Source organism: Clostridium sp. (assembly GCF_032552055.1).
Taxonomy (GTDB): Bacteria; Bacillota; Clostridia; order Clostridiales; family Clostridiaceae; genus Clostridium.
Window position 1 is genome coordinate 1 of sequence record NZ_JAWGSV010000014.1, and the last position, 12,293, is coordinate 12,293.

General features: G+C 30.5%; 13 protein-coding genes. All 13 read left to right on the plus strand.

The features are described 5' to 3' along the window. The first annotated feature begins 106 nt into the window (after window positions 1–106). The 13 genes from flgB to E6248_RS02295 all read left to right on the plus strand — a co-directional run bounded on the left by flgB (window position 107) and on the right by E6248_RS02295 (window position 12,283). Window positions 107–499: a flagellar basal body rod protein FlgB gene (flgB, locus tag E6248_RS02230; RefSeq protein WP_316339194.1), complete on the plus strand. Its 393-nt coding sequence runs from the start codon at window positions 107–109 to the stop codon at window positions 497–499. Between the two features lie 5 nt (window positions 500–504). Continuing rightward, on the plus strand, window positions 505–909 hold the full coding sequence (gene flgC, locus E6248_RS02235) for a flagellar basal body rod protein FlgC (protein ID WP_316339223.1): 405 nt from the start codon (window positions 505–507) through the stop codon (window positions 907–909). 8 nt (window positions 910–917) lie between these two features. Continuing rightward, a complete protein-coding gene (fliE, locus tag E6248_RS02240; RefSeq protein WP_316339195.1) occupies window positions 918–1,229 on the plus strand; it encodes a flagellar hook-basal body complex protein FliE in 312 nt (103 codons plus the stop codon). A 21-nt stretch (window positions 1,230–1,250) separates the two neighbouring features. After that, window positions 1,251–2,807, plus strand: coding sequence for a flagellar basal-body MS-ring/collar protein FliF (gene fliF, locus E6248_RS02245; protein WP_316339196.1), 1,557 nt, complete (start codon window positions 1,251–1,253; stop codon window positions 2,805–2,807). Window positions 2,808–2,811: 4 nt separating this feature from the next. After that, complete coding sequence (gene fliG, locus E6248_RS02250; protein WP_316339197.1) at window positions 2,812–3,828, plus strand: flagellar motor switch protein FliG; 1,017 nt, start codon at window positions 2,812–2,814, stop codon at window positions 3,826–3,828. Next, window positions 3,812–4,570, plus strand: coding sequence for a FliH/SctL family protein (locus E6248_RS02255; protein ID WP_316339198.1), 759 nt, complete (start codon window positions 3,812–3,814; stop codon window positions 4,568–4,570). The genes fliG and E6248_RS02255 overlap by 17 nt, the downstream gene beginning before the upstream one ends. Before the next feature lie 4 nt (window positions 4,571–4,574). After that, window positions 4,575–5,885, plus strand: a complete 1,311-nt coding sequence (gene fliI, locus E6248_RS02260) for a flagellar protein export ATPase FliI (protein WP_316339200.1) — start codon at window positions 4,575–4,577, stop codon at window positions 5,883–5,885. Between the two features lie 12 nt (window positions 5,886–5,897). Further along, window positions 5,898–6,329: a flagellar export protein FliJ gene (gene fliJ, locus E6248_RS02265; protein WP_316339201.1), complete on the plus strand. Its 432-nt coding sequence runs from the start codon at window positions 5,898–5,900 to the stop codon at window positions 6,327–6,329. Window positions 6,330–6,361: 32 nt separating this feature from the next. Further along, window positions 6,362–7,918, plus strand: coding sequence for a flagellar hook-length control protein FliK (locus E6248_RS02270; RefSeq protein WP_316339202.1), 1,557 nt, complete (start codon window positions 6,362–6,364; stop codon window positions 7,916–7,918). A gap of 11 nt (window positions 7,919–7,929) precedes the next feature. Then, window positions 7,930–8,652 (plus strand): flagellar hook capping FlgD N-terminal domain-containing protein, encoded by a 723-nt coding sequence (locus tag E6248_RS02275; protein WP_316339203.1) that lies wholly within the window; start codon window positions 7,930–7,932, stop codon window positions 8,650–8,652. Between the two features lie 18 nt (window positions 8,653–8,670). Continuing rightward, on the plus strand, window positions 8,671–9,054 hold the full coding sequence (locus tag E6248_RS02280; RefSeq protein WP_316339204.1) for a TIGR02530 family flagellar biosynthesis protein: 384 nt from the start codon (window positions 8,671–8,673) through the stop codon (window positions 9,052–9,054). A gap of 77 nt (window positions 9,055–9,131) precedes the next feature. Further along, window positions 9,132–11,777, plus strand: coding sequence for a flagellar hook-basal body complex protein (locus E6248_RS02290; RefSeq protein ID WP_396335117.1), 2,646 nt, complete (start codon window positions 9,132–9,134; stop codon window positions 11,775–11,777). A 314-nt stretch (window positions 11,778–12,091) separates the two neighbouring features. Next, entirely contained in the window at window positions 12,092–12,283 is a 192-nt protein-coding gene (locus E6248_RS02295) for a flagellar FlbD family protein (protein WP_316339205.1), read from the plus strand. Window positions 12,284–12,293: the final 10 nt, after the last annotated feature.

Consider the following 12,293-nt stretch of genomic DNA (forward strand, 5'->3'; position numbering starts at 1 on the left):
GGATTATATAGTAAATATAATGGAGAAATATATATTATTAAGTCATACTGTGTTTTATCTAAAATAAAAATATGTAGAAAAATGTGATTGTTTAGGAGATGGATAAGTGAATATAAATAATGATTCAACAATGCAGTTATTAAGAGCAGGATTAGATGCTTCAGCTCTAAGAGGAAAAATCATAGCAAACAATATGTCTAATATAAATACGGAGAATTATAAAAGATCTTATGTTTCCTTTGAAGAGAATTTAAAAAGTGAAATAAGTAAATTTTCTTTAAAGAAAACTGATGATAAACATTTAAGTGGTACTTTAAGTGATTCTTTAATAGATGTTAAAGTTGACAATAGTACAAGTATGAGAACAGATGGAAACAATGTGGATTTAGATTTAGAAAAGGTAGATCAAGCAGCAAATAGTTTAATGTATAATGCATTAATTACTCAAGCTAATTCTAAATTAAATATGACTAAAAGTATAATTTCAGGAGGAAACTAATGGGTATGGGATTATTTAATACAATGAGAATAAGTGCTAGTGGCTTATCGGCTGAAAGGCTTAGGATGGATACAATAACTTCTAATATGACTAATGCTACTACTACAAGAGGTGAAGATGGAAAACCTTATGTTAGAAAAATAGCAGTGTTTCAAGAAAATCTAGATAATGAAAAAGGATTAAATGGAATTAAGGCTGTTGGAATAGTTGATGATCCATCACCCCTAAAAGAAGTATATGATCCAACTCATCCAGACTCAGATGAAAATGGATATGTTACTATGCCAAATGTAAATATTTTAAATGAAATGGCGGATATGATAACTGCCTCTAGGTCTTATGAAGCAAATATAGATACGTTAAATGCTACAAAAAGTATGTTTAGTAAAACATTAGAGCTAGGAAGGTAGGATAGTAGATGATAATAAATAATTTTGTGCCATCTGAAAAAATATTTGGGAATGATATTTTTAATATAAATAATAATGAAAATAATAAGACTTCTTCAAAGGGTAGTTTTTCAAATGTACTTAAGGATAGTTTAGATAAACTAAATGAAAAACAAGTACAAGCTAATGAAATAACAAATGACTTTATTGCAGGAGAAGATGTTGAAGTTCATGAAATGCTTTTATCAATGGAAGAAGCTAAAATGAGTATGCAACTAGCAATTCAGGTAAGAAATAAAGTGGTTGAAGCAGTACAAGAATTAACAAGAATGCAATTGTAGATAGTGAGGAGTGCTTATTTAATGGAAAAGCTAAAGGAGAGCCTTAGTAAGCTGTGGAAAAGGTTTAAATCTTTAGGCAAGGGTGTTAGGATAGCTATAGTAGTAGCAATTATTACATTTTTTATAGCTATTTTATCTTTGTTCTTTTATAACTCAGCAACTAAGTATAAGGTTTTATTTTCAAACCTAGAGGCAAGTGATGCACAACTTGTAACAAGTAAATTAAATGAAAAGAAAGTTGATATGAAAATTGAAGGAAATTCAATTTTAGTTCCTAAGTCTCAAGTTGATGAATTAAGATTGGAAATGGCGCCTGATCTTTCAGATGGAAGTAAAGGTTATGAACTTATGGATTCTGGTGGTTCTTTTGGAATGACAGATGAAGAGTTTAAGCTAAAAAAATTAAGGATGCAACAAGGAGAGTTAGAAAAGACTATTAAGAGTTTTCCTCAAATAGATTCAGCTAGAGTACATATTACTCCTTCTAAGGATTCAGTTTTTGTTGAGGATAAAGAGCCTGGTAAAGCAGCGGTATATGTGAAAATTGTACCAGGAAATAAATTAACTAAAGAACAAGTTAAATCAATAGTAGCTTTAGTATCAGGAAGTACGGAAAACGTGCCTAAGGAAAATATAGAAGTAATTGATGATAACATGAATCTACTTAGTGAAGGTTTAAATTCTGAAAATGGAAATACAGTAAGTTCAGAAACTATTAATCAACAATATGATTTAGAAAAGAAATATGAGGAAGATATAGAGAAGTCTATAATTTCATTACTTGAACCTGTAGTTGGTAAAGGTAAGATTAAGAGCTCTGTTAATGTTGATTTAGATTTTGACTCTAAGCAAAAAACAGAAACTATAGTAGATCCTAATAAGGTTATTGTTAGCCAACAAGTTATTAAAGAAAACAATGGTGGTAATACAGGTAATACTAGTGGTAGTGCTGTTGATAATAATATGGGTAATACTATAGAAGAAAATATTACAAATGGTGGAAGTTCTAAAGAAGAAACTAATACTAATTACGAAAGTGGTAAAACTGAAGTTAAGACTATAAGTGCACCAGGAGAAGTTAAAAGATTAACTGCCTCAGTATTTGTAGATGGAAATATAGGAGGAAATGTTCAAGAAGCATTAGAAAAGTCTGTTGCTAATGCTATAGGGTTAAATACTGAAAGAGGAGATAGTGTTTCTGTTGTAGGTATGACATTTGATCCTATTACCAAGGAAGAAGCTCAAAAAGAATTTGATGCGATTAATGATGCCTTAGCTAAAGAAAGCAGAAATAAGATAATCTTATATTCAGTATTAGGACTAATAGCGTTAATTATAATTATTGTAGCTATTGTTTTACTAAGAAGGAAGAATAGAAAGTCTGAGGAAGAAAAGACTAACCTTTTAGATGTAGTAATAGATGATAGAACAGAAGAAGTGGAAGAAATGCCTAGCATTAATTTTGAAAAAATAAACCCTAAAGCACATATAGAAAATGAAATAAAGAAATATGCCAGCGATAAACCAGATCAAGTAGCAGATATAGTTAAATCTTGGTTAGCTGATAATGAGAGGTGATAATATGGCTAGAGATTCATCAAAGCTTAACGGAGTTCAAAAGGCAGCTATATTATTTATTACACTTGGACCTGAGGCTTCGTCAGCAATATTAAAAAAATTACCAGAACCAGAAATTCAAAAAATAACATATGAAATAGCTAATATCTCCACAGTTTCTGCAGAACAGAGACAAGTTATCTTAGATGAGTTCCTAGAAATGAATAAGGCTAGGGACTATATTCTTGAGGGGGGAATTGAGTATGCAAGAACCTTATTATCTAAGGCACTTGGTACTCAAAGAGCCAATGATATATTAAGTAAGGTAACAGAGGCAACTCAGCAATATAGACCTTTTTCTATTGCAAGAAAGGCAGATGCTCATCAACTACTAAATGTAATTACTTATGAACATCCTCAAACTATTGCACTTATATTATGTTATCTTCAGCCAGATAAGGCAGCTCAAGTATTAGCTGAATTACCAGAAGATACACAAAGTGATGTTGCATTTAGAATAGCAACTATGAATAATACATCTCCTATGGTAATTAAGGAAATAGAAAAAGTTCTTGAAAATAAATTAAGTAATGTAGTAAGAAGTGAAATGACATCCCTTGGTGGAGTTGAAACATTAGTTGATATTCTTAACCAAGTTGATAGAACTACTGAAAAGAATATTACTGAAAGCTTGGAAAGAGAAGATGCAGAACTTGCAGATATTGTTAAGAGCTCTATGTTTGTATTTGAAGATATTATTACTCTTGATGATGTATCTATTCAAAGAATTCTTAGAGAAGTGGATGGAAAAGAACTTGCTCTTGCCCTTAAGGGATGTTCAGATGAAGTTGCAAATAGTATCTATAGAAATCAATCTAAGAGAGCAGCTGCAGCTTTAAAGGAAGATATGGAATTCCTTGGACCTGTAAGACTTATGGATGTTGAAAAGGCTCAACAAAAAATTGTTGCTATTATTAGAAGGTTAGATGATGCACAAGAAATTATTATTTCTAGAGGTGGAGAAGATGCAATCATCGTATAACTTAATTAAAAACACTTCAGCCTTAAAAGGAAGTGAAAAGAAGATAGCAACAAGTTATATAAGCAAGGCAGAAATTATTGAAAAAGAAAAAGAGCAAGATTCAATAGAAGTAGAAATAAAGAGAAGTTATGAAAACCTTGGCGCTAATATTTTAAAAAAGTCTAAAGAAGAAGCAGATGAAATAATAGAGAAGGCTAAGGAAATCAAAGCTGAAATTGAAAAGAAGGCTTATGAAGAAGGCTATAGTCAAGGAAAACAAAATGGCTATGAAGATGGTTATAAAGAAGGATTAAAAAAAGTTAAAATAGATACAGAGGATGAAGTTTTAGAAAGAATTAAAAAGGCAGAAGAGATTTTAGGTAAAGCTAATAATGAATATACTGAATATTTAAATGAAAAGGAAAAAGAAATAATATCTTTAGCCTTTGAGATGGCTAGTATTATTGCAAAGAAAGAAGTTTCTTCTTCTGATGGGATTTTACCATTATTAGAGGATATCCTAAGTGATGCTAAGGGAGAAGAAAATATAATCATTAAATGTAATTCAATTCATATTAAAGCTATTGAAGAAAAACTTAAATACTATCAAAAAGCTTATGCTATTAAAGGAGAAATATTTGTATTAGAAGATCCTTTAATGGAAGAAGGTAATGCTGTTATAGAAAAAAATACAGGAAAAGTAGTGATAGGGCTTGATATAGCCCTTAAGAATTTAGAACAAGCATTACAAATTAATAGGTGAACAAATGTTAGATATTAATTTTGATTTATTAAATAAAACTGTTAGAGAAGTTAACACTCATTATATAGAAGGAACAGTTAAAGAGGTAATAGGGTTAACAATTGAAGTTAAAGGAATAAGAGCCTTTGTTGGTGAACTATGTACAATTTACAACCAAGAAGGAAAAGCAGTAAAGTGCGAAGTTGTTGGTTTTAGAGAAGATGCAGTTTTATTAATGCCACTTGGAGAATTAACAGGTATTTCTGCAGGGTGCAGGGTTGTTCCAGAGAGAAGACCCTTAGAAGTTAATTGTTCAGAGGCTTTACTAGGTAAAGTTCTTGATGGACTTGGGAATCCTTTAACTGATGAAGAATTACTTCGTGGAGAGCCTTATCCTTTAGAAAATGAACCACCAGATCCTTTAAAGAGAAAACGAATTACTGATATTTTACCTACTGGAGTTAGAGCTATAGATGGATTTTTAACTGTAGGAGAAGGACAAAGAATCGGAATATTTGCAGGGTCAGGAGTTGGTAAAAGTACAACCCTTGGGATGATCGCAAGAGAGGCAGAAGCAGATATTAATGTGATTTCCTTAATTGGAGAAAGAGGAAGAGAAGTACTGGAGTTTATAGAAAAAGACTTAGGGCCAGAAGGAATGAAGAAGTCTATTGTAGTATGTGCAACTTCAGATAAGCCTGCACTTATTAGAATAAAGGGAGCTTTAACGGGTACTGCTATTGCTGAATACTTTAGAGATAAGGGTAAAAAAGTTATATTAATGATGGATTCAGTAACTAGATTTGCAATGGCACAAAGGGAAGTAGGTCTAGCTATTGGAGAACCTCCAGCACAAAAGGGATATACTCCGTCAGTATTTGCTAAATTACCTAAGCTTATGGAAAGACCAGGTACTTCTGATAAGGGATCAATAACAGCTTTTTATACAGTATTAGTTGATGGTGATGACTTTAATGAACCTATAGCAGATGCTGTGAGAGGGATACTAGATGGACATATTGTATTATCTAGAAAATTAGCTCAAAAGAATCATTATCCTGCTATAGATGTGTTAAATAGTATAAGTAGACTTATGTCTAATATAGCTGAAAAGGATCATAAAGAAGCTGCTTCTATAGGAAGAGATTTACTTGCTACATATAAAGATGCTGAGGACTTAATTAATTTAGGTGCTTATGTTAAAGGAAGCAATAAAAAAATAGATTTAGCAATTAAATATAACGATGGTATAAATGGTTTCCTTAAGCAAGGAATAGAAGAGAAGTCTGATTTTAATACTTCTTTAAATAGCCTAATTTCAATATTTAGAAGTTAAAGGGATGATTAAATGTCTGCAAATTTTAAATTTGGTTTAGAAAAGCTTTTAGAAATTAGAGTTGAAAATGAAGAAGAAAGTAAAAGAAATTTTACTAAAACTCAAAGAGAAAAGCAAAAAACTGAAGAAAAGCTTAATGAACTTAAAGGAAATTATGATAAATATAATGGAATAAAGAAGGGTGAGACCCTAATTTATCAAAAAATTAAGAAAAATTATTTATTTGCCCTAGATAAGGGAATTAATGAAACTGAAAAAGAGTTAATAACTAAAGCAAAAGAGCTTGAAATTAGAAGAAGTGACCTGATTAAAAAGCAAATAGATAGAAAAACAGTTGATATATTAAAGGAAAGGCAGCTTATCGAATTTAACAAGGAAGAAGATAGAAAAGAACAATTGTTTATTGATGAGTTAGCCTTATATGCATACATGAGAAAACATTAAGAGCTTATTATCCTTGAAAGGAGGTGAAATAGGTGGTAGATATTAATGGACTAAAAGTTTTTACAAATACTATAGATGATTTTAAGTCTTCAGATAGTGGTTATAAGGCAACTGAAAAAAGCGATAAAAAGGATAGTTTTAGTGACTATTTAAAAAATAATTTGTCTTCAAAGAAGATTAAAGAAAAATCAGTATCCAAGGAAGCAAATTATACTGATAAAAAAATAGTAACTAATGATGAGAGTAAATTAACTTCTGTAGCTGACAAAACATTAGAAGAAGCAAATTCATTATCTAAAGATGAATTAGTATCGAAGATAGTAGATAAAATAGATAATTTAGCAAATGATGGTGAAGTAGAAGTTGATTCTATAGAGACTACTAAATTAATAACTTTATTATTAGCTTTACTTAATAAGCTAAATGATGGAAGTGATTATGAGACTACTAAAGTAAGTGAAGGAAATTTAGTTGAATCAATAGATTTATTAGAAGGTGAACCTTTAGATTTACTTACTAAAACTTTTGATAATAATTTAAGCAATGATTTACCTTCTTTACTTAGTGAAGATGTAGGCAATAAAAGCTTTAATGATAACCTTTTAGAAATAAGGGATATACTTCAAAGCCTAATAAAAGCTGAAGAGAGCTTAAACTTAAATAATATTAATTTAGAAGTAGTAGATGATAAGTCATTAGATTTAATTAAAAAAGATTTAGTAAAAGAAGTTAAAAGTTTATTTGATGCAATTCCAGAAGGAACTAAAACTGATATTATGACCTCTATTGATAAAGCATTAATCACTAATGATACAGACAGTAATATTAAGGAGATATTTAACTCTTTACTAAATAAAGTTGTTGAAAAAGATGAGTTATTAGAAGATGGTAGTAAAGTTGATACTAAAGTAAACAATACTGATAATACTAAAGAATCTATTATTTTAGATAAAACAATTTCAGAAAACAATGAAGAATTAAATAAAGAAGGATTTAGTAATAAGGAAAATGCAACTAATAAAGAAGATATATCTAAGAAGGAAGAAAAAGTTTTAATGAAATTCTTAGATGATGATTCTAGTGCTACATCCACTAAGAACTTTAATTATTATAACAAGTTAAATGGATTACCTTCATCTACTGATGAAGTAAAAATGCCAGTTACAGTTAATAAGAAAACTTTAGATATGGATATCATTAAGAACGTAAAGTTTATGATGAAAGATGCTATTTCTGAGCTGAAAGTAAAAGTTTATCCAAAAGAACTTGGAGAAATGACTATAAAAATTCTTTCAGAAGAAGGAATTATGAAGGCTGAAATTAAAGCAACATCTAAGGAAACTTATAACTTGCTTAATTCTAATTTAAATGAAATTAAGAAATTGCTTGAAAATCAAAATATTAAGATTCAAGACGTAAATATAGGCCTTTATAATGAGGATACAACTTTCTTTAGTGGAGAAGATACAAATCAAAATCAAGATTTCAAGAATACTCAAGGACAAAATCTAAGTGGAATATCTTCAGTTGAGGAAGAGGAAATCATGGAAGAATTAATCTTAGATAATAATTTAAATATTTTAGCATAGGGGGAAGAGAATTGTCTAACACAATTAATAGTTATAGTGGAGCTAGAGCAACAGATAGAGGAACTCAAATTATGAAACCTGGACAAGATATGGATAAGAATGCATTTTTAACTATACTTGCAGCAGAGTTATCTAATATGGATCCTATGGGGAATAATGATTCGACTCAATATGTAACTCAAATGTCACAATTTGCAACTATGGAGCAAATGACTAACTTAAATACTACAATGACTAGCTATGCTAATAATTCATTAGTAGGAAAAGGTGTTACTATGAAGAGTGTTGATAGTAATGGAGTTAATTACACAGGTATAGTTAAATCTGTTACTAGCAATAGCAGTAAAACAACTGTTTCTATAGAAGTAAATGAAAATGGAACTAATACATATAAGGATTTTGATGTAACAGATATCTTAACTGTATTAGATGTTCCTGATTATTCATTACCTGTAATAAATAATATGAATGGTAATATGTCATTCTTAGTTGCATCATCATTTATAGGAAAACATGTTGAGCTAAGTGAAAAAAATGATGATGAAAAAAATATTACTGGTGAAGTATTAGGTGTAGTGAAGGATCAAGGTGTTGTTAAGGTTAGAATTAAGAGACATGACAATGATGAAATACAAGAATTTACTTACGATAAGATTATTAAGGCAGCTAATAATAAAGATGAATTAATAGATGCTGAAGATGGTAAAGAAGAAGGGGAAGTGGAAAATTCTTAATAAAAAGAAGGTGTTACTTTGGGCTTTAGGGTAATTAATGGTGTAGCTTATCCAGTTGGCAATTTTCAATTACCAAAGGGGGCAAGCACCGAAAAGACTAATGATAATAAAGCTAGTTTTAATGATATTTTAAAAAGCGAAATTAGTAAACAAGAAGAATATACCTTATCTAAACATGCAGCTAATAGATTAAAAGAAATAAATTTTACTGAAGATGATATGAAGGAAATAGGAAAAGGTTTTAAGATAGCAGAAAACAAGGGTTCTAAGAATTCAGTAATGCTTTATAAGGATGTAGCTTTAATAGCTAGTATTGAAAATAAAACAGTAATTACAGCTGTAGATAGGGAAAGAACAAAGGAAAATATTTTTACTAATATTGATAGTGTTGTAATTTTATAAGCTGGACCTTTTATAAGGAGGCTTAAATCTTGCTGAATGACAGAGGCAAGAAAAAAATAAAGGCTTGGAGGTCAATTATGTTAAGATCAATGTATTCCGGTATAAGTGGAATGAAAGTAAATCAAACAAAATTAGATGTTATAGGTAATAATATATCAAATGTAGGTACAACCTCATTTAAATCATCAAGAGCTAGATTTAGTGATATGCTAAGTCAAAATGTATCAGATGCTATGGCGCCATCTAATAATCAAGGGGGGGTTAATGCTAGCCAAGTAGGACTAGGTGTACAACTTGCAAGTATAGACTCAGTTATGACTCAAGGTATGATGCAACCAACAGGAAGACAATTAGACGTTGCAATAGATGGTGATGGATTCTTTATGGTAAGTAAGGGACCTTCTATTTATGGAAATGCTTTAGAAGTTAACCATAGAGCAGGAGCTCACAACATTACAGAGCAATCATTAAGTGGTTCTGGCTCAGAAATAATGTATTCAAGAGATGGTTCATTTATATTAGATGAACAAGGAAACCTTTTAACAGGAGATGGATTTAGAGTATTAGGATATTCATTAACTAATGATGATAGTGCTCAGCAAGCTACAGGGTTAACACCTAATGCAGTAAATACTGGTGGATTAGATTTTAGATTTGGACCAGGATCTCAATTAAATGGATTTAAGGTTGTTTTAGGTAATATAGGACCAGGAACTGTTACATCAGCAGATGTAAATAAGGATGAAAAGACAATAATAGTTAATGGAGATTTCTCAGATACTGGAGCATTAACTCCAGCACAAGTGGAATCAGCAATTAATAAGGGATTATCTTCAGCAGGTATATCTCAACAAGTATTTGTATCTGGCAAGCCTTTAAAATTTGAAGGCTTAGGATCAGATTCAGTTCTTGGTGGTACTGATGCATTAGCTCCTAAGGCTACTTCAATAGGTGGATTTAATGTTCAATTTAATGAAGGTAATGAATTAAATGGTTATAGCTTCGAAATAGGAAAGATAAGTAAGGAACCACTAGAAGTAACTGTTGAAAAAGGTAGAAAGAAAATTGTTATAAACGGAAACTTCTTAGATAAATCCTTTAATGCATCTGACTTACAAGATGAAATAAATAGTGTACTTAAAAAAGATGGGTTTACACAAGAAGCTAAAGTAACAGGTAGTCCAGCTACGTTATCTAATATTAAAGGAGCTTCAGATGACTCAGGTAAGGTAGATAAGAACGCAGAGATAGTTAACGCAAAAGATGGAAGTAAAAGTGATCTTTCAGTAGGTGGATTTACTTTTAGTGAACCTGAGAATGGAGAATTAAATGATTATACTATATCAATAGGAGAAAGTTCAACAGGAACTGCTTTATCAGTAGTAGTTGAAAATGGAAATATTGTTATTAATGGAGACTTCTTTACTAATCCAGCTAAATTTACTGGTGAAGAGTTAAGAGCTAAGATTAACAGTGCTTTAAAGGCAGAAGGGCTTAAAACTCAATTCAAAAAAGTAGATGGATCAATAGATAAGGATAAGATAGATAATAAGATTAAGTTTACTGGGGGAGAAACTGCAACAGCGCCAAAGGCTTTAAATATAGCAGGATTAAATGTTGAATTACCAAAAGGAAAATTATTTAATAATATTGAGTTTGTAATTGAAGATATTAACTCTACATCTCTTGGTGTAAAGTATACTCCAGGAACAACAGGAAGTAATCCAAAACTTGTAATTACAGGAGACTTTACTAAGAAGGTATCAGCCAGAGATTTAGAAGATAAGATTAATGAAGCTTTAGCAGATGCTCACCAAACTGAAAAACCAGAAGTTAAGGTTTCAGGAACATCTAAGCCTTATACAGGACTAACTTCAGATGTAATAGAAGGTGGAGAAGTAGATAAATCACCAGCTAAGGTAATTGTTGGTGGAGTAGAATTAACCTTTGATGCTGGAGCAGCACTTAATGGTTATAAGTTCCAGATTGGAACTATTACTCCAGGAACTAGGACATCAGCTGATATTGATGAAAAGTCAAAAACTATCACAATTAATGGTGACTTTGTAACTGCTAATGCAGTAACTGCAAAAAATATTCAAGATGCATTAACTAGAGCTTTAGAAGGTAAGGGAATTGATCAAGGTATTACTGCTTCAGGAAAGCCAATGGAAATTGGTGGAGTAGTTTCTGATGAAACTTACGGTGGTACACCAGTGGAAAGTATGAATACTGATGGAAGTATAAACTTCGTAGATGGAACAAAGGATTTAAAATCTTATGATGGACAACTTAAAACTTTAAAAATTCCAGATAAGGTTAGAGTTCCAGGAACAGATACTGAGCTAGCAGTTAAAACTTATACTATAGATAAAAATGGCGTTATTAATGGAGTTTTAGAAGATGGTAGAGTTGCAGCTCTTGGACAAATAGCTATGTCTACATTTAAGAATCCAGAAGGCTTAACTAAACTTGGAGGAAACCTTTATGGTTCATCAGTTAACTCAGGTGAAGCTATTATTAAAAGTGGTGTTGGAACATTAAATGATGATAATTCAAAGGGATATGGAGACAACCTACAAGGTATGCTTGAAATGTCTAATGTAGATTTATCTGAGCAATTTACTGATATGATAGTTTCAAGCAGAGCTTTCCAAGCTTCAGGTAAGATGATAACTACTGGAGATGAAATACTTCAGGACATCATTAATTTAAAAAGATAGGTTTTAGAATGAAAAATTAAGGATGAAGAATTTCGGATAAAACTCCTAAAGAAGTTTTTAAAATTAAGTTTTTAATGATTTATTCTAAATTACATTACAGTACATTAGATATTAAGAATTGGTTATAGATAATTGGTAATTGAGGACAGAACTCCTTATGGAGATTTTGAAATTAAGTTTTTAGTGATTTATTCTAAATTAAACTAATAATAAATAACTACTAACATTATTTATTAAAGGTAATTTGGATTAAATTACTTCCTCAATTATCAATTGTTAATTATTAACTGCTAATTGAAAAAAGGGGTAATAATATGATAGATGTTACAGCAATGAACAATAAAGAATTTATATTAAATGCAGATCATATAGAGAAGATTGAAGAGGTCCCTGAAACGTTAATTACACTAACTAATGGTAAAAAGTATATTGTCCTAGAGAGTGTAGAGGAAGTTGTAGATAAGGTGCTTAAATATAAAAATAAAATTGTTACTTATAAGTTATAACAGGAGGCAA